Origin of the sequence: Streptomyces sp. PH10-H1 (genome assembly GCF_030063355.1) — a bacterium.
GTDB lineage: Bacteria > Actinomycetota > Actinomycetes > Streptomycetales > Streptomycetaceae > Actinacidiphila.
On sequence record NZ_JASISZ010000051.1, the window covers coordinates 26,923 to 46,124 of the forward strand.

At 64.7% G+C, this 19,202-nt stretch carries 12 protein-coding genes; 4 read left to right on the forward strand and 8 right to left on the reverse strand.

Annotation, left to right across the window (positions count from 1 at the left end):
- The first annotated feature begins 373 nt into the window (after positions 1–373).
- Positions 374–754 (forward strand): transposase family protein, encoded by a 381-nt coding sequence (locus tag QMK24_RS26895; RefSeq protein WP_283469393.1) that lies wholly within the window; start codon positions 374–376, stop codon positions 752–754.
- 172 nt (positions 755–926) lie between these two features.
- Here QMK24_RS26895 and QMK24_RS26900 read toward each other — a convergent pair whose 3' ends face one another.
- The 5 genes from QMK24_RS26900 to QMK24_RS26915 form a co-directional block, all read right to left on the reverse strand.
- Positions 927–1,787 (reverse strand): alpha/beta hydrolase family protein, encoded by an 861-nt coding sequence (locus QMK24_RS26900; RefSeq protein WP_283469366.1) that lies wholly within the window; start codon positions 1,785–1,787, stop codon positions 927–929.
- 81 nt (positions 1,788–1,868) lie between these two features.
- Complete coding sequence (locus tag QMK24_RS41925) at positions 1,869–3,701, reverse strand: caspase family protein (protein ID WP_502962520.1); 1,833 nt, start codon at positions 3,699–3,701, stop codon at positions 1,869–1,871.
- 193 nt (positions 3,702–3,894) lie between these two features.
- Complete coding sequence (locus tag QMK24_RS26905; RefSeq protein ID WP_283469367.1) at positions 3,895–4,296, reverse strand: NUDIX hydrolase; 402 nt, start codon at positions 4,294–4,296, stop codon at positions 3,895–3,897.
- Positions 4,297–5,185: 889 nt separating this feature from the next.
- Positions 5,186–6,658, reverse strand: a complete 1,473-nt coding sequence (locus QMK24_RS26910) for a UvrD-helicase domain-containing protein (RefSeq protein WP_283469368.1) — start codon at positions 6,656–6,658, stop codon at positions 5,186–5,188.
- Between the two features lie 232 nt (positions 6,659–6,890).
- Positions 6,891–7,154, reverse strand: coding sequence for a helix-turn-helix transcriptional regulator (locus tag QMK24_RS26915; RefSeq protein WP_283469369.1), 264 nt, complete (start codon positions 7,152–7,154; stop codon positions 6,891–6,893).
- Positions 7,155–7,326: 172 nt separating this feature from the next.
- On the opposite strand from QMK24_RS26915, the gene QMK24_RS26920 reads away from it, so the two are divergent.
- Together QMK24_RS26920 and QMK24_RS26925 are read left to right on the forward strand one after the other, a co-directional pair.
- Positions 7,327–7,770, forward strand: coding sequence for a hypothetical protein (locus QMK24_RS26920; protein ID WP_283469370.1), 444 nt, complete (start codon positions 7,327–7,329; stop codon positions 7,768–7,770).
- Between the two features lie 254 nt (positions 7,771–8,024).
- The gene (locus tag QMK24_RS26925; protein ID WP_283469371.1) at positions 8,025–10,895 is read left to right on the forward strand and encodes a tetratricopeptide repeat-containing protein; all 2,871 of its coding nucleotides are present in this window, start codon (positions 8,025–8,027) and stop codon (positions 10,893–10,895) included.
- 455 nt (positions 10,896–11,350) lie between these two features.
- On the opposite strand, the gene QMK24_RS26930 is transcribed toward QMK24_RS26925, so the two are convergent.
- Positions 11,351–12,142 (reverse strand): hypothetical protein, encoded by a 792-nt coding sequence (locus QMK24_RS26930; protein ID WP_283469372.1) that lies wholly within the window; start codon positions 12,140–12,142, stop codon positions 11,351–11,353.
- 153 nt (positions 12,143–12,295) lie between these two features.
- On the opposite strand from QMK24_RS26930, the gene QMK24_RS26935 reads away from it, so the two are divergent.
- Positions 12,296–12,826 carry a hypothetical protein gene (locus QMK24_RS26935; RefSeq protein ID WP_283469373.1) on the forward strand — a complete coding sequence of 177 codons (531 nt, stop codon included), beginning with the start codon at positions 12,296–12,298 and terminating at the stop codon, positions 12,824–12,826.
- 15 nt (positions 12,827–12,841) lie between these two features.
- Here the strand turns inward: QMK24_RS26935 and QMK24_RS26940 are convergent, their stop codons facing one another.
- Both QMK24_RS26940 and QMK24_RS26945 read right to left on the reverse strand, forming a co-directional pair.
- A complete protein-coding gene (locus QMK24_RS26940; RefSeq protein WP_283469374.1) occupies positions 12,842–14,173 on the reverse strand; it encodes a hypothetical protein in 1,332 nt (443 codons plus the stop codon).
- A gap of 370 nt (positions 14,174–14,543) precedes the next feature.
- The gene (locus QMK24_RS26945) at positions 14,544–19,136 is read right to left on the reverse strand and encodes a phosphorylase family protein (protein ID WP_283469375.1); all 4,593 of its coding nucleotides are present in this window, start codon (positions 19,134–19,136) and stop codon (positions 14,544–14,546) included.
- Positions 19,137–19,202 lie beyond the last annotated feature (66 nt).

Sequence of the window (19,202 nt, forward strand, 5' to 3'; positions counted from 1 at the left end):
TGCGGAGGTCAGGAGCGTGTGGAGAATTCTTGTTGGCGGATCTTGAGAGGGATAGATGGCGGATCATGATGGTGGACGTTCACTGTGCGTGAGTATCGTGTGAGGCGGTCCAACATCAGCAGGAGTGGCTGGAGGGACTTGGACCAGCACCTACTCGATGCTGGCGATTGGGCTACAGATGAAAGCCGATGCGCTCCGGGTTCTGGCACAGATCTTGGGGAGCGGTCGCGGAGGTGACCGCGGTCTTCGATTGCGGAGGTCCGGGTCCGAGTGAGACCGCGTACGCCCCACCGTCCGACAGGCGGGAGTGACGCTCCATCACGTCCGCGGCTATCCCCTCAGGAGCCGACTGTGGCCTGTGACGGTGCTGGTCATGCAGGCCGACGCATCGTTCTGGAACTCGCAGGTGTTCGACGGAATCGACGACGTGGACGTCGAGGCAGTGACCGCCGTCTTCAGCACAGTCGACGTGGTGGCGAAGGGCCGGGCGGCCAGAGCGGCGTGTCCTGACTGCGGCTGCTGGTCGGACCGCCTGCACGACTCCGACCAGCGCAGACTGAAGGATCTGCCGCTCGGTGGGCAGAGCGTCCTGATTCATCTGCCGGCGTTTCCTCTGCGGCACAAGGGATTGCCCGCGTCGTACTTTCGTCGAGCCCTTCGCGCAGCTGACCGCCCCGTACGCGCGCTTCACCACGCGGCTCAACCACGTCCTGGAGCATGTCGGGCTCGCTCCCGGCCTCCGGGCCCGGCATGACTTATCGCCCAGAGCCTGGCCAAAATCTTCTCCCAGGTGCCGTCGACGTCGACCGCCCATCTACCCAGGCGCTTGTGGGAGGCCTGGAAAGAACCCCGGCGCTGAGCGACCGGCGGTTGTTGGGAGGCCACCATGCCCAACAGGATCTCTGATCGACGTAATGTTTCCAGGTCTACGGCGGGGAAACTGCCTGTGCTATTCGCTCTGCAACGAAGGGATCAGCGAGATAGCCAGCAATACCGTGGCGGTTCTCCCGCGGATTCTGGATATCGCTGAGATTCTCTACCTTGGCAGGGAAGTGGTCACGCTCGAGCCGGGGAAACAGCGCAACTGGATCTCGCACATCGGAAGCGTTCAGCCAGTGCCGCACACCATGGGGTCTTGCCAAGGGACGCGGGAGGTGCCTCTTGATGGACGAGAGGCCCAGCGGGGAGCCTAGCGTGACAAGTAGTGGCACTGTAGTCGACGGCCGGGGTTTCGTGAGCGCCCAGTAGGCCACGACAGACCCGAGGGAATGTCCTACCACCACGGTCGGCCCATTCCCTAGGTCGTCAACCACCAACTGGTTGATCTTGTTGCGGATACCTTCCCAGAGCAGGTAGGCGTGCACATCTGGCGTAAATTGGCGAATGAACTCATCACCAATGAAAGGGAAGCGTCTGGCTAGGACCCGCCCTAGAGCTAGGACATACCGCGAGTCTTTCACCCCTCGTTCCAGGACCTGACTGTCTCCAGCCAGCTCAGCAAGAACGTCCCCTTCCGTGATGTCCGCTCGATCAGCAATATCCTCGAGGAGTTGCGCTTCAAACGAATCAAAGGGATCGTCAGCACCTCGAGTGAGCGCAGTTCCCGGAGTGGCCTTGATCTCCTCGTCGAGGATTTTTCCATAGAAGGGAACTCTGACGTCGAGCGGGTCTGGAAGTTCCACCCAGGCGGCTTCGCAGCCTTCCTTCAGCGCTTTCATCCAAGCGGCTTTTTGCTCTTCCTCACTGGAGACTTCTTGGCCTCTGCCATGCACGAAGACCAATCTCATCTCATCTCATCTCCTATGTCCGAACGGCCGGTGCGGCTCCGACGGAGACTGTCCGATGATCGTCCTTACGGATATACGTGATCAAGGATCCCCGAGTAGTAGATTCTTCCGCGTCTTTGCGGAGGGCTGGAATAGTGTCGTCCAATACGCAGGAGCGAGATGACTTCGCACCATGCGTGCCAATGACCTTCCTCCACCCCGTGCGTCTTCAAGGACTGTCCAACCGCGCGTGGCTAGCGGGTATCCCGGTACGACGTCACTTTCCGTTGGGACGGCGCGATCTGCTATTAGCGCCACATCAAAAGGCACCGGTAGCTTGCGCTCCCGCAAACGGTGAAGTAGATGGCGGATCTCTTTAAATCCTCCAGCGCTGTCTAGCGAATGAGCCAAAAGGACAGCCAGAACTGGATCAAAATCCCTTTCGATAGATTGACTAATCGTGTTGTTATCGTTGGGTGACAGTGCTCCCCACCGGGCGCGCGCCGTCATCCAAGCAACCAATTCCATATCTGTGGTGCCATCAGCATTGAGATAGGCCAAGTGCTGAACTCCCCTACCGTCTACCCTCATTGCAGTGGTATATCCCGGCAGGACAGCAGTGGCCGACCAGAGGGGACGGTTCGTCCAGGAGTGGTTGAGATACACAAGTGCCGGCCCGGAGAAATTTTCCTCCCAGCGACGTATATGCCAACCCCCACTTCCGTCACGAAACATGCGACGAGCGACAGGCTCTGCCGTCATAGGCTGCGGAGTAAGCTCTATGTACAGATAGTTGTTACCCTTTGGGGAGTTATTTGCTTCAGAGTGGGCATCGAACACCGATAGAGCCACACCCCCCGCTACCTGACTGGCTCCTTGCCGGGTAGCTTGCAGGTTGTCCCTGAATTCCTTGGAAAGCTCCGGATCCTTGCTGTTTGGGGGGGTAAGGCCCCGTTCGCCGCCTTCCCCGGGGGCGCTCGGTGAGGGCTCCGCAGGGTCAGGCTCCGGTGGTGCCGCAGAGTCAGGCTCCGGTGGTGGGGGTGGAGGGAATATTCCCTTATCGACCCATGCCATCACGTTCGGCGTCCACTCGGAGCTGCGCCGGGAAGACGGTTGTTGATCTCGACCAAGAGTCCTCCAGGAATAGTCCGGCACCTCACGGTCGAGGTACTTTTCAAGCGGACTTGAGACTACGGCTCGCTTTGCCTTGGCACCGCATTCAGGGGTGCGGATGATCGCCGCGGACGCTCCACCTTCCAAGGCGGCCAGCAGACAGTCAGAATAGACGCCGAGAGTGCAGGGGGCGTCTGAGCCCTCACACGCCACCTTCCCGGGGAACGTAGCGTAGAACTCGTCAAGTTGAGTGCGCTGCGGTTCCTCATCCTCGGCGGGTCGCGGAAAGATGGGCAGGGGGTTGAAGGGGCGCTCCGGAGGGGTTCGGCATGCATCGGAGAAGAAGGCTACGTGAGGAATGTGAGAGTAGTGCAGTGCCCGCCCCAGGCTCAATAGCACGTCGACGGCTTCACCATCTCGAGTAGCGGCTTCAGTCAGCAACCAGATCGGCACTGCGGGGCCAGGGTCCACCCCATGACCGGCGAAATAGATGAACAAGCGATCGACATCGCCCTGGTTCTGCGCCCGCTTTACTACGCTATGCACCTCGCGCTCGATGTCACGGAGCTGGATCGGCCGCCTGCCCTCATCAATAAATTTCCTGACACGATCAAATTTTTGCGACTTTGCCCAAGCCGCGAAGCGGCGCGCACCGCGTCGGGCAGCAGGAAGCTCGTCAAGCTTCATGCCGGGCACCCACCCGACCCCAATCGCGATCGCAGCCTGCACTGCCATGAACGACCTCTCTTCCCCGTCCCCTCCAGCGTCCCTGTGCCCCCTCCACCAGGCAACCGGAGGAGTCGGCTGCTGCGCATGCCTCATGCTGCGATACCGCGCATCCGGCCTTGGGCCTTCCCCCGTGACGGTGGTACAAGCCCTGGCCGAAGCCGGTATTCAACCTCGGTCCCAGCAACCCCGGTTGCCGTGCTCGATGACCAAGTGAACTCCAACGCCGACCGGTTTGATGGCCACACGACTCCTTCACGCAGGCGCTACGCGGGGGCATGATCAGCGGTCACCAGCCGTGGATGGAGAAGGGCTCGCCCTTGAAGTAGCGGGCGATCCCGTAGGCGTTGTACGGGACGGTATGCGCGGGTAGCTGATCGGGCCGGTGCCAACTGAGGCCCGCGCACTTGTGGGGCTCGGCGTTGACCGGCTCTCCCTGCCAGTGCTTGGCGGCGAAGAACCAGCCCACACGGGCTTCACCTTCAGGGTTGCGCATGTGCATCACATGGACGGGCTGGATCTCCTGCGGTTGCAGGGTGATGCCGACTTCTTCGCGGGCCTCGCGGATCATCCCACTGATGACGTCCTCGCCTGCGTCGACCTTCCCGGAGGGGAGATTGAGCTGGCCGTCGGCGTGGGCGGTGGTGTGAGCGGTCACGGATATACCCACGATCGTGGTCTCCAGCGTCACCGAATTCCCCACCTCGTAGAGGTCGTTGACGGGCCGCCCGACCCCTGAGTTTGGGGCTGGACAGTGCCCTCAAGGGCGCCTTTGGCGGCGCTCCGCGCTGGGCATGCGCCCACCCTTGACCGCCCTGACCAGCCCTGATGATCGGCAGCTATCGAGCGGCCCGAGAACCCTGGCGCCGGTGGGGTTCATGGAGCAGCGCCTCCGTCCGCATGGGGACGAAGGCGCCACCTCCGCGATGTCCCTGGCCCATTCCGTGACGTTCCAGATGGGGAATACCGTGACCGTTCACAGGTGGCGACTCGCTTTGCGAGGAGAACCTGTCCGTCCCGCTCCAGGATGATCATGACGTCGATGACGGTGCGGTGTGCAGCCACGGGAAAGCCCTCCGGAAGTGCGAGTGCGCGGGGGACTCTAGCGGTGGCGGGTCAGGCAGCGCAGAGGCCCAGTTCTTAACCCGTTGGGCGATCCACTGGACACGGTCGGTGGTCGTCAATCCCAGGGGAAGGTCGAGTAGACGCACGCCGCTGTCGGCGCATGCGGTGTGCACGGCGCGGTCCGAATCCTCTTGAAGGGTTAGGACCTTGTCGCGGAAGCGGTCGTCTCCCGCCTGCTGGTCAAGTCGGTCGCGACAGTAGACGACCAGGTCGTATGCCTGGGGCATCCAGGCGCCGCACATCGCCTAGGCCACGGCTGGGCTGGTGGATGCCGATATGGGGGATCCACCAGCCAGTTGCTTCACGGAGGGGCGCTCGTGGATCGAGGCGAGCCGCGCAGGGGCCGCTACTGCGCCGAGCTGTACGCCACCGCCCTGGTGGTCAGACCCGGCGACCAGGATGTGATCAACCTGCTGGTGTGCAGGGCGGTGCACCGGGGTACTCAGCTTCCCGGTTCAGGCGGGGTTATCGGGGTGCTGGCTGATCCAGGCCAGGCCGATGGGGTCTAGGTGATGGCGGGCTCGGGTGACGGCGACGTACGCCAGGCGGGCCTCTGCCTCGTCGACGGGCTGGGGAACGGGATGGCCATGGGGATCGACTTCGTCGCTGTCGGCGGGCGGTGTGAAGTCTGGTGCGATGCGCACCCGGGCCCATTCCCGGCCTTTGGCCTTGTGGGCGGTGGACACGGTGACCTCGGCGGCGGCTTCGGGGACCAGGTGGTCGACGGCCTGGAGCATGGCCTCCGGGCCGTGCTGGTCGATGAGGTTGGCGAAGGGCTGCAGGTCGCTGCCGGCCGGGTCGTAATCGGCGTAGTCGCGCAGTGCACTCCAGGTTGTGAAGAGCACGAGTTCGGGGTGGTGGGTGGGGCGTCCCTGGAAGAGGTCGCGGGCGGCCGACGCCAGAGCACGCAGCGAATCCCCGCCGCCGACCAGTGCCGTCGCGGCGCCGGATGCGATGAGGGCGAGGATCTCGGTCATCGCTCCGATGTTGGTCCGGCAGAGGACCGCGTCCGGGCGGCCCGCGCGGGATCCGACGGTGGTGGGGATGTCGGGTGTTCCGGAGAGCCGGATGGTTGCGTTGCTGAGGGTGAGCCAGCGGTTGGCCTCGGCGGCGAGCGCCGGGCCGAAGCGGAAGGAGCGGGTGAGGGTGAGGTGGTGGCCGGCGAACCGGGCCATCACATCGCGGGCGCCGCGCCAGCCGTAGATGGCCTGCGCCGAGTCGCCAACCATGACGATCTGGGTGCGCTCCCTCTGGGCCAGGATGATCTGCTCGAGGACAGGGTTGGTGTCCTGCGCCTCGTCCAGCAGCAGGAAGTCGCCGGGCAGGACGGGTTCGCTCAGGGCCCACATCTTCAGGTAGTGGTCGTGCTCGAAACGCACCGTGCCGCCGTGCGGGTCATGTAGGTCGGCCCACGCCTTGACCGCGTACGGCAGGATCAGGTCGGCCAGCTCCGCATGGTCGTCCGGGTCGTCGATGCCCCGCATATGTGGAACGTGATGGTGGGCCAGTTCCGCATCGGCCGATTGGCAAAAGCGGGTCACCGTGCGCAGCGCCGCGTTGGAGAGGGTTGCCGGCACCAGGTCTACCCGGCCGATGTTGGCCGAGGCGTGCAGGCCCAGGTCCTGGCCGATCCGCCAGCCGGGCCTGCGGGGACTGTTGAGACGACCGCGGTAGAGGTGGCCGAGAGCGGCGTAGGCCAGCGAGTGGGCGGTCTTGCACTGCACTGTCGGCGGGAAACGGACGGCGGCATCCAGGGCGATGGAGCGGTTGAAGGCCATATAGCGCCCACGCCGCCGAGGCATCTGCGCCGCGAGGAACTCGAGCGTGGACGTCTTGCCGGTTCCGGCGCCGGCCTGGATGGTGAGGTGGCCGCCGCTTTGAAAAGCCTCCAGAGCGGCGGCCTGTTCGTCAGTCGGGGAAAAGGGCATGGGACAGATCTCTCCGGAGACTCGATGGCCCACGTCCGTGCTGCATGGGCGCAGGGGACGGGTCGCACCTGGGGGGAGGTGCCGGAGTGAAAAATGCCAATGAGCCAGCCACCTATCTACGCACGCGCCGCCCGGTCCCCTCGATACGGTGACGGGTAGGCGACAAAGGTTCGAATGTGGCACGGGTGCGCGAGGGTGCTCTCCCGTTCGGGTGGCCGCTGGGCGGGTGGGCTCAGTCTTCGGATCGTGGGGGCTCGTGCCCTTGGCACAGCGGGCCGAGGAGCTCGCCCAACGGAATCCCGAATGCGTGGGCGAGCGCATGCCAGGTGGCCAACGTGCCGATGGTGCGACCCTGTTCGATCTCGATCAGGGTGCGGCGGGACAGGCCGCTGCGCGTGGCGAGCTCGTCGTAGCTCCACCCGTGCTGCGCACGCAGGTGCGAGAGGGAAAGCCTTAGTGCCGTCGGATTGGGATCCGGCGGCGGCAAGATCGTCACCTCTCCATCACACGGTGCAGACCCCTGCCCTGACAGTGCAGACCTCTGCCCTGTTTGTGTCGGTACGGAGCACGCTTGATAGGGCAGTGGTCTGCACTACGGTGTCGGCTCCGGAGTCGCCCGTAATCAGGGCCGGCGACTGAGCGATCACAGCTTGGAGGGATGGATGTCCATGGCCCTGTCCACACGCGCCTGGACCGTCACGATCAGCAGCCCGGCGGGGCACCCCGCGCTCGTCTGCAGCGGGTGCGCGCTGCCCGTCCCGGCCGTGGGGGCCGCCGCGGTCTCGCAGATCCGCCGGCATCTTGCAGGCCACCTCATCGAGGCCCGGCTGCCGCCGCATCTGCGCACCTGCTGGTGCCGCGAGAAGTCCTGCGTATGGCACCGGCGCCAGGGGCCCTGCTCGGGGCCGCTGCGGCTCCTGCTCATCCGGGCGGACTGCGGCCGGACCTGGCACCTCGCCGACACCTGCGCCGCCTGCGCCGGTGCCATCCCTCACGCCGCGACCGTCCCGGAACCCCCGGAAAGCACCATCGTGCCGCGCGGGCGCGTGCCCGCGGGTGAGGCCCCGGCAGATCTCACCCCTGAGCCCGGCGAGTGGGTGGAAGCGCTCTGAGCGCGTGTCCCTGTGTTCCATCCGGCCGGCGGCACGTCCACAGTGCTCCCGTCGCCGACGTTGGGCCCGGCGCGCGGTCAGCGGGTGGGCTGTCGGCGGCCAGGTCGCGCTCGTCGGCCGACCAGGACATGATCAGGCCAGATTCACCGGATGCCTCAGGTCCTGTCGGGCCCACCCCATACCCTTGACGGCTGATCATCACACCGTCGCTGGGAGTACATCCCAGGGGGTCCGTCTGGAAGGGGTGCACTGCCATGGACGGGGGACGCGGAGCGGCACGGGGGTATCAGTACCAGTACCTGCGCACGCTGGAGCAGCTGGTCGCGGTGATCGATGAGCCGGAGGTCGCCTGCGTGCGGGTCGAAGGCCCGCCGGCCAGCGACGGATCGGTAGACAAGGTCGACTTCGACGTCGTGGACGCGGACGGCTCCGTGCGCACCGCCGTCCAGGTCAAGAGCCGGGTCGCCGGTGGCTCCATGAGCGGCGCCATGGCACTGGGCGTCCTGCTTGGGATGCTCAACACCGCCCAGGAAGCGGGCAGTTACTGCCTGTTGACCAACGCCCGCCCAGGCGTCAAGGGGGACCGGCTCGACGAAGTCCTGTCCGCTGACGTCGAGCCGCAGGTCCTTGGCGACACCCTGATGGAACTCTTCCATGACGCACCTCAACGCCGGGACCAGCTGCAGCGGCTGGATGCCGGCGGTCTCGCCCGGCTGGCCCGCTGCCGCCTGGAGTTCGACGCGCGCGATGACGACGAGATCCGCGACGAGCTTCGCAACTCCCTACGCGTCATCCGGAATCGAACCAATCAAGGTCTGGGAGAGCACTCTGCCGGGCTGCTCACCGGATACCTCCTCTCCGAGATTCTGGACCGCGCCGCCGATGTGAGTGGCGGTCGGGCCACCTTCTCCCTGAATGAACTGCGCCGGCTGGTCCTTGTCGACGCGCAGACGCTGGCGCAGTCGATCGGTGCGCGCGACTGGGGCACCATTGCGGGACAGCTCCCGGCCATCCCCGATGTGCGACGACCGGGGCTCATCGATCCGCTCCTGGCCGCCTTCCCCGCCACCAAGGCCCGCCAGACACGGCGGGCCACCCTCGTGGGCCCCTCCGGCATTGGGAAGTCCAGCGCTGCGGCTCTCTACATCGCGGAGCGGGCTGACGCCTATGACTTCATCGGCTGGATCGACGGCGAGACGCCCTCGTCGACCCTTGCCTCGTTCGAGCGGGTCCTAGACGCGCTGAACCCGAACGCCGCCAGGCGCCAAGAAGCCCGCCCCGACGAGACGCAGCAGGCCGTGCAGCGATCCCTAGGCCGACTGTCCGGCCGCTGGCTGCTCATCTTCGACAATGTGGCCGCGACCCGGCAGGCCGAGTCCTGGATGCCCAAGGCGAGCCGTGGCGATGTCATCATCACCACGCTGAACGCAGCCACCCACCTGGGCACCGGCGAGGTGGTGCAGGTCTCCGCGATGGAACGTGGCGAGTCCGCCCAGTTGCTGACCCAACGTCTGCACCTCAGTGATTGCGAGAAACCTGCCTGGGCGGACGCAGTGGACCGTCTGGCGAGTGAACTGGGTGACTGGCCCTTGGCCCTGGAGCTCGGAGCCAGCTACCTCTACACCTGTGGGTTGGGTCTCGACCAGGTCGATCACTACCTGAGCGCGCTGAAAGGCCGCTCTTTTGCCGATGAAGACATGGTGCCGCTCGGCTATCCCCGCACGCTCGTGGCCGCCCACAACGTATGCATCGACAAACTCCAGGAAAGCATCCGGCCAGGCACCGATCTCGACGTCGCAGGCGTCGGACTGCAGATGTTCTATGCGGCCGCCTACCTGGCCTCCCACCAGATACCGGCGCACCTCCTGCTGGCCGCGGCGATCAGCAGAGTCGAGGACCTCGATGCCGAGCATCGTGGCCCGGTGCTCATCCCACCGAACGTCGTCAACATCGGTGAGGCGCTGCGCGAGCTCTCCCGTTTCTCACTCATCAAGAACGATCTGCCATTGCCACCTACTTATGGGGAGACACTCCCCGGTGCGGACCGCTCCCTTTCCATCAATACCGTCAGCCAGGAGCTGATACGCGAACGCCTCGCCAGGCACCCGGCATACGCGAGGGCAATCGACCAGCTGGCCGGACATGTAGAGCGCTGGCTCACCGCGCCGTCGCAGCTCGGTGAGCTGGAGCGGGTACGGATCATGCAGTCGCATGCCGAAATGCTCTTGACGCACATCGAAGCCATGGACCTGCCCAGTGAGCGGGCCGCGCTCATCTGCGGCAATCTCGCCGCCCCGTACTACCTGCAAGGCGACGTCGTGCGAGCCGAGGAACTCTACGTGCGCGAGCTCGACTACCTGGTGCGAGCCGGCGCGGACAATGAAGCCCTCGTCGTACAGACGCGGTTCGCCCTAGCCATGATGTCCATCCAGGTGCAAGAGCTCGGCAGTGAACGGCGACCACCGCTGAGGACCACCCTGGATGAGGCGATAGGCCATCTGGAGTTCGTGCTCGACCAGGCGAGGTCATGGGTCTTCGACTACCCCAAGGCTGCTATGAAACTAGCCGTCGACTCGCGCATTCTGATCCAGGGATCGAACATCACGGGGGACATGTCGCGAAGGCTTGCATTGCTCGCCGACGCCTTCACGGACTTGCAGTCGAGAATCGAGCCGACCACCTATGCCGCCAATTACGGCCGACTGCAGCAGGCCGAGGAAAGCTTGCGTAGCCACCGCTACGCGGAGGCGGAAATGAACTGTCGGGCACTGCTGGGCCAAGGGATATCCGGATCGCTCGAGGCAGAAACGCGCCGCTTTCTCGTCGAAGCTCTGGCTGACCAGGCAAAGTGGGACGAGGCCATCGACGAAGTCAACTATTGGAAGGCCGATCCGGCAGCCCCCCGCCTCTTCCGGCAATCCATTCTCGATCTGATCCGCAATGTTTGCGTTAGCTGTGCCGCCGCGCTCACCGAAGGCGACGCCGGTTCTCTACGGCTCTTGGATCAAGTGGTCGACTGGCCCGATCTTGATGAGTTCATCGCCCTGGGCTCCGATGACGACAACCGCGCCATCACAACCGCCCGGGCACTGCGCGACCTGATCCGAAAGGCACGCCGAACATAGACTGGCCAGCCGCGGGCGTTCCCGGCCCGTTGCCCCGGGCGCATCGACAAGCGCGCGGGTACCGGGAAACCTGGGACCATCCAGCACCTGATACGACTACCTCGCTCCTTTTATCCGTAAGTGTAGGCAGGCAGCCTTGACGGGGGAGTGTCGCCCGGTGCTCCGGCCGGAACCCTGAGTGCGGGCTCCGGCCGGAGTGACGACGGGCGCTGAAATCAGGGGGCGCTCGGCCAGGCGGACGGTCGCAACTGTCGCTGCCTGTGGCGATCGAGACGGCTGTCCGGCAGTGCCCGATCAGCGTGATCAGGACACCGGCGCCGGCGAGTGCGATGGCGGCGGCGACGCACGGCTTCGAGGAGAATCTCCAGGGTCAGTAATGACCGCTGGAGACAAGTGTGGCGTCCGTACCCTTCGGGCCAGCTCCTCGCTGCCAAATCCAGCGCGCCAGACAGTCGTTAGACCCTGGCTGACAACTCCACGAGCAAGGTGCTCACGGCTCCGAAGTGGATCTCAAGCCATGCCCGAGCGGCAGACTTTCCGCCATGCTTCGTCTCATTCCGCTCAAGAACCAACGACTTGAGCAGCTGCTGCGGCGTCATAGCCTTCCTTGGGTCTCGATACTGCCATGTCATCGGGTCACTACCGAGGATCTTCTGGCGCCGAGCAGCCTTCACCAGGTCGGGGAATTTCGTCCGATCTGGCATACCCGTGATCCGCTTGAGCATCAGCTCGGCAGCGGTGTGCAGCTCTTCCAGGACAACTTCGGGATCAATCTCATCGACACACCAAGCGGCCATGACTGTCTGCGAAACCATGAGCCGATTGCCCAAATCGTGGTCATCACTGGCTGGCCACAAATCATGAATCGGCAAGACGGATGACTTTTGAATTGCCCGGAGCGTTGGGATGAAGGGATCGCTCTCTCGCCAGTAGCGCTTATACCACCCACCACGAAATTTGGTGACGATATCGATATAGCCATTACCCAGTCGTCGCCGGTACTCAGGCGAGCGACGACCGGGCGCCGCCTCTGCGATGGTCGGTAGGTCACGGCGTAGTCGTTCCAAAAGAAAGTCGATGCCCCACGTCCACCCGTCGACGCCGACGTATCCATAGCCCGCCTCGGTGGCCTGGCTCTGCCACCGGAGATCCATCGCTCTCGCTCGCCGCCGACTGGCTGCATGGAGTGCCCGGACAACCTCCAGATTCCCGGGGTTGAACGAGAACTCGGCGTCGAACCCGGCCATTGGGGTCTGCCCTCCGCAACAACCGGCGGTGCCAGGCGCACGCTCGGGGTGCCGATGCTACTGGCGTGACTCACTGGAGGCGACGCCATAAGTGTCCAGTCACTCTGGGCAGTTAGCTGCCCGCACAGCGACGATGCCCGATACGTTCCTACCGTGAGCTACGACGAGGACTACCAGGACAAGAGCCCTGCCGCCGGACGAATGGGGAAGGCGGCCGAGTACCTGGTCGCTGCTGCGTGCATCCTTGCCACCGGCGGAGAGTTGAACGTCTCCACCTCACTGGTGGATGACGAAGGAGTGGACCTTGTCTTCCATCGTCGTGGGAGTACGGCGACCCTAGCGGTTCAGGTCAAGGCTCGAATGTCCACTGGGGTGCAGGTGCAGCAAGGCCGGCTGATGGCCTTCGTGCGGTCACAGACGTTCCAGCCACGTCCCGACTTGGACATGCTCTTCCTAGCCGTGGACGTCGAGTGCGGCGCGATCATGACCGCCTGGTTGGTACCGAGCGATGAGTTCAGCAAGAAGGTGACCGAGCCTAACAGTAAGGGGCGCTTCCGATTTTCCGCCTCAATGAAGACGAAGTCCAAGGACCAGTGGGTCCAGTTTAGGCTGACAAACGCAGAACTCCCGAGGCGTATCCTCGCGCGGCTGGCCGATCTGGAACAGACTAACCGTACGAGTTGAGAGGCCCGCCATGACTTACGCGGGCCACGATCGGCGATCGGCGAACGGCGTCCGCACATCGGGTGGAAGGGGAATTCCTATACGCGCCCCGGACGCTCGCATGATTTCCGCGTAGGTACCGGAAGTCAAAGTCTCGGCGTGGCATTGGCTGCACGGACCCCTTCCTGAGCACTTTGAGGTTCCGGACAGGTATTTCCGGATGTGAGAGAAGGCCGCGGTGGGCAAGTCGGAACGCACAGCAAACCAGCGGCCGGCTTGCTCATCGATAGGGAGAGCAGCGGCGATCGACGGTCTCATCGGGAGGTAGAGCTCCCCGTTGTTGTGGCGAATGGCGAAGACGCGGTCCAGATAGTCGAATTCATCGGGCTGCGGATCGTTGGCGTCCAACCAGGCGATCCCGTCCTGCCGGGATCCCGGTCCCCACAAGAGATCTACTGGGTACCACGTTGCCTCATGGAGTGAATCAAACTGGGCCAGGGCAGGATCGGTAATGCGGCTTCCGAACTCGAAGACAGCTCGAATGATGGAGAACTCCCAGAATTCGTCAAATTCCGACTCGTCGCGTAGGTTCTCGACTGCGGTGACGGAAATCCCGTGCTCCTTGGACCAGGCGATAGCCGCGACGGATCGCCGGAGCGGCGCCGGATACAACCGTCCTCCGGGTGTGTTGCATCCCCACAGATGATTGATGATCTCGCAGAGGTCGCTGAGCATCCGAGTGGCCTCGACGGGTCCGAGGAGATGGTATGAGGTCGGGTGTGCCACGTAGTTCCGCAGGGTCGACAGTGCTTGCTCGATGCCTCGGTTGCGCTGCCCTCGCAGGAGGCCGGCAGTCCGAGCCCATGTTTTTAGGCCATGGAGCGTTCCGTTGAAGTCGATGGCTTCCGGGCCAGCCCCAACGCGGAGCCGCCACGGCTTCTCCTTCACCCCGGTCTTGGACCGCCTCTGCTTTTTCTGGCTCTCGATGAAGTCGTGAACCTGCTCGTAGCGCTCAATAGCAACTTCGTGCGGGGCGCCAGCGGCGTCGACAAAGGTGACCTTGCCCTCGTGAAAGTCGATGAAGCGGTCCCGCAATGCCTGCTCGATGACCAGCAGGGCGTGGTCGCTGACTAGCGTAAAGATGTCGTAGCAGAGGACGCCGTACGCAAATACGGTGCGAAGCCGATCGAAGCTCTGCCGGGTTCCTTTGGCTACCGCCGGGGCCAGTTCGAGAGCCGCGACATTCGTCTGCTGAAACTCGGCTGAGCTTTCAGGCGTCATCTTCACGCCGAGCCCAAGCCCATGGGGAGTGAAGTGAAGTGTCCTGCCGTCTGCTTCCCTGAGCTCGTCCCACGTCTTGATGATCACGGTTTTCCCTCCGAGGGCTCGTGGCGAACCTTGCACCATAGCCCTCGGAGGGGAGCCCACGTGTGGCTTTCTTGACGAAGGTCGGCCACGTCGACCGCTTGTTGCTTCCAGCGGATCTCGATTGACTCGCGGTTGAACCGGGACCCGCGCCACGTCTTCGAGCCGGGGCGGCCAGGGTTCACGAAGCCTCTCCGTAGACGGATCCGTGAGCGAGGGACGCAACCCGAATCGCCACCACCCCGACCCAGGGGTCAAGCGCGACGTACTGCGGCCGTACGCACCCATGCAGACAGTCGTAGCGGCACGCTTGGAGATCAAGATGCTCGACGACACCGGCCGTGGCAATGCTCGCCTGTCTCAAGCCCGGAGGTCACGGCATGGTGAAGAAGATCTTGAGGGCCTTCACATGCGCTTCGCCGTCCAGACCAGCCAGCAGCCGCAGGACGATGGAGCCGACCATCTCCGGAGGGGTGATGTGCCGCACTGTCGTCACCAGACGCTGTACGACCTCCTGCAGGAGGTCCGCGTCTGGAGCGAAGCTCCGGACTGCTTGCTCTGCTTCGTCGAGGAGCACTGGAAGAGCTGATCCATCGGTCAGCTCGAACAATGTCCATGCCACGATCATGCCGGCGACGGATGGCACAGTCTGTGGAGTAGCGACGAGACAAAGGCCTCTGAGCGCGGCGGCGCACCAACTCGCGGCTCTTTGAGGATCTTTCTCAGGCAGCGCTTTGATCAAAGCGGTGTAGGTACGCCATCCACCTGCCAGCGGATGCCATGTCGAGGGGCGTGTGAAGAGGAAGGCTGCATAACCGTTTGGATTCCATTGCTCGTTGCGGGCGATCGCGATCAAGCGATCGCGCACGGGCAATTCGGCCACGGGAAGTTGCATGAGTCGGCGGTAGGACTGCTCAAGAGCGTCTACGAGAAGGACCCCGTCCTGGACGAGGGCTTCCAACAGGTGCAAGGTGCCGAACGCGGATACTCCCTGACTGCGCGCGACAGCACGCAACGCGGCATCATCAGCGAGTAGGCTGACCCCGCGCTCTCGCGCCAGACGGATCGGTGCGCTCCATACCCTGTGTCTCTCGTCATCATGGTCGGGAGGCGCGTCGGGCAGGACGTCACACGCATCGACAGCAGCAGCCAGGGCGTGGGCTCGATCGCTCCACGACTTGGTGACTTCCTCGGAGTACTCAGTGAAAGTAGGCTGCTCAGTTCGCGAATCCCACCCGAGCCAACCGGAGCTTCGCATGCCCAGCGCGGACCGGGCCTGCAGGATGTCGTCGCGTTGGGGGGCGGCGACGAGGAGTTGCTCGAAGTGGGCCGTCAGCTGTGTCGTGGGCTCCAGCGCGATCGGAGAGAAGAACAACGCCGAGGTGTCAACAACAACCGAGGTGTCCAGTGCGCGCCGGGCCGCAGCGGTCTCCTGGGCACAGATGTCCTTATCGGGATCGCGGATCACATAACAGCCGATGGTGTTGCGGATCAGCATATCCGCGTGGCTGCGGCCGAGCGCGGCAGCGCAAGCGCTTAGGGGGATCTGCCCGGCAATGGTCGCCCGCTGCATCTGGTGTACGGCGTCCGACACCGGCGCCAGGCGAACTCGGAGAAACTCCTGCAGGCCTTTGAGCGTATCGTCGATCGGAACTCGCTCGATCAGCTTGCTGTGGGGGAAGTGCTCGAAGAACTGTTGGTGCAGTTGGCGAGCTTGGGTCAGCAGGTGGTAGTCGATTTGTTCCCCCGTCGGCATCAAGAAGGCGGTCATGACGGCCGTGGCGACTAGTTCTTCATCGCCTGGGAAAGCCTGCGCTGCCTGGGCGACCGCGGTCAGGATCTCCGCCTGCGTGATCTCCGTTCCATTGGCCTTGCTGATAACACCTCCTTCGCTTACTGACGGCGCGATTGTGCGCAGCACCGAGGCAACCAGCCGTGCTCGGTTTCGGTCCTTTGGCTCCAGGTGCGGCTCGGCCCGGATGGCCTCGTAGGCATCTTGCATCTGGCGAAGCTGATGCAGGGCATACACCTGAGCCCACCGGTACTTGATCAGGCTGTCGTCCCGGTTCGGGTCGCCTTCGGCGATCTCGTTGTCCGCGATGAGTCGGCGCGTCTGGTCCAAGACCGCATTCCAGTCCTCTCGGCGAGACGCTGTCTCAAGGAGGATTTCCCGGGCGGTTCGCCGGCGTGCGGCATCGGCACTGGACGCGAGGCTGGACGCCAGACGCTCCGCGTCGTCCACAGTTCCGCTGGTGAGCGCCAGGTACGCCCCTTCGAGGAGGTGGCGTTCATCGTGGCCGTGGCGTACAGCGAAGCGCTCCAGAGCCTTGACGGCGTCAGCGGCCTTGCCCTGGTGCATGAGCGCCTGGACGCGAATCTGCAGCGCCGCATCGGAGTCGGGATAGCGGCGGGCGAGGATCTGCGCCTGGGTGACGTTGCCGCCCGAGAGCAGCGATTGGGCGCGGACCATATCGGCGCTCTCCGAATCGAGCGCATGGAGCTGGGACAGTTCGTCTTCGTCGAGGGTCGCAACAAGCGACAAACCGAGCAAGATCCGGAATCTTTGATCACCGCGAGTGCTGGAGGCGATCTCATCGAGCGCGGCACGGAATTCGGCGGCGGCCTCGGGGTGAGTGTCCTGCCTTCTGGTGAGCGCGAGCGCGATCGCCAGCCTCCGGTCCACCGGGTCGTCGATCTTCTCGGCGAGCTCAAGCGCCAGGCGCGTGTCTCCGACCTGCGCGGCCAGTCCCGCTGCTGCTTCAATCACTGGGCCGGACATCGCCTCCACGGCCTCAGCGGTCCCTGCGGGCGGTGGCAAAAGCAATGCCAGGGCGCCGTGGATGTCGCCCTTTAGGGCCCGCGCCTGCGCGGCGAGCACAAGTGCCTCGGCGGTGGGGCCGCCCCAGTCCTGCCGGCGACCGCGCGCGATGAGCGCGAGGTCCTCCGCACGCGTCAGCGCGGCGTCTCGGTCGAAACCTGAGATTCGGCTGACGGAATCAGCTGCCTTCGCACAGAGAGTCCTCGCCAGTTCCAGCTCTACCAAGGAGGCTCTGGGCCCGGTCAGTGCAGCGACCGCTGACGCGCTCGTGGGGTTGCGGCGGTACGCCGGGAACCCAGCTGCGACGTTGTCCAAGAGGATCTGAGCGGCGTCGATATGGCCAGGAGTCTCACGGAGGAGCACAGCCGCGGCCAGTGTGGCGGTCAGCCTCGTGGACTCGAAGAATGCCGGATGGAGGTCGGCGAACTCCTCGACGAATGCCAAGAACGCATCATCGGGCTCAGAGGGTGCCGACTCGGCGCCCAGACCGGCCAGAACTGGCCTTGGCAACGGCAGTTCGAGCGTTCCCGCCACGGCCAACAGCGCCGGTGCCACCGCGGTGTTGTCGGTGCCAAGGCCGACGCGATAGAACTCCCATAGCGGGCTGCCAGCGGGCTCGGCAGCTTCAGCGCAAGCCAGCAGCAGTTCGCTCTTCTCCGGGTCCCCGCGTCGTGCAGCTGCGACTGCACCTTCGCAATACAAGTACGCCGACAGCAGGCTGCCCTGCCAGCGCTGCGCGGCCTGCTCGAAGAACCAGGACGTGGCCGGATGCTCGTGTGCGGCGGCGAACTCGGCAACCAGGACCCACAACGCCTCGCTGTCCTGACTACGGAACGCCTGAGGTGGCCGGTGTTTGAATCGGCTCAACCACGTGGCAGGCTGACTGCCCAATGCCACCAGGTCCCTGAGGACCGCAGTCGCGCGCGCCCCGGCCAGCGGCTCGGCCCACTCGTACGCGAGCGCCATCATTGGAGCGACGCGCAGCAGCAGTTGTACCTGTGACAAGCCAGTGGAGGACGGCGGACCTCCGGCCGGGACAGTCGAGGTGCCCGGCCTCGGCAGGTCCTCCGGTTCGGCCCGGCGCAGCAAGGCGAACGTGAAGGCAGCGGCGTGGTGGGCTGCCCGCGGCTGCCATTCGCGGTCGGCGTCGGGGGTCTTGTTCTCAACGCAATCGGAGATCCCGCGTACAGCGAGCGCGGGCAGGCCGTCCTTGTGGGCGGCCTCATAGAGCCCGAGCGACTCCATGTCCACCGCCGCCACGTCATTGAATTGCTGGCGCACCTTGCCCATCAGCACCGAACGGCTGTCAGCGTGCACGACCGCGCCTGCGGCGATCGGCTTGATCTCGACCCGCGGTGCGGTGCCGCGGGAATTGAGAGCTAGGCCGGCGGTCAACTCATCTGCCCAGTCGTTGCGCCGCACATTCATTGCGAGCTGTACGACACCGTTGGCGGCGGGATAGGACAGCGGCCGCGTCAGGTGGACCGACCCCTGCGCCTCCTCCCAGGCGTCTTTGCCGCTGTGCAGGTCGTAGACCCGGTCGGCGACGACGACGTCGCCGTGAACCAGGTCACCCGGCTTGACCGAGGCGGCGACGCCTACGAATAGCACCAGGTGGGGATCGAGCGCCGTGATCACCGTGGCGGCCTCGATGGCAGTGCGGGTGTTGCCCGCGCCCAACTCCGCTACGTGCACGCTCCAGTCCGCATGGTCGCCAGCAAAGTCCCCCACCTCGAAACGCGTCGTGCGGACACGGCTGGGCCGCCGATCGGGCAGGTGAGAGACAACTGCCTCGTACTCCAGCTGGAGCGCCGTGAAAATCACCGTCGTCAGGCGGGGGCGCACCCTGCGCTCGTCTCCCTCTCGCTCCGCCGCCCCAGTCGGCTCGTACAGCCAGTTGTGCATCATCGGGTTGCTCGCGTCGATACGCCACAACTTTGAGCGGCCCTCGGCACTTGCGACCACGAAACCGGCCCTTTGGAGCACCTGAAGCGTGGACGTCGCGGTCGTGGGTGCGACGCGGAGCGCGCGCGCCAGGGCGCGACCACTCACCGGGGCGCTGGACCCGGCGAGCGACTCCAGCGCATGGAACGCCGTCTCGCCCAGCAAAGTGCGTAGTTGGTCAGCGGTCGAGGTCACCTTTCTCACGCTAGCATGATGTCCAGTTCTTCTGGACACGGTTGTTGCGCTGGGTTCGTCGCGCTGGCGCACAGC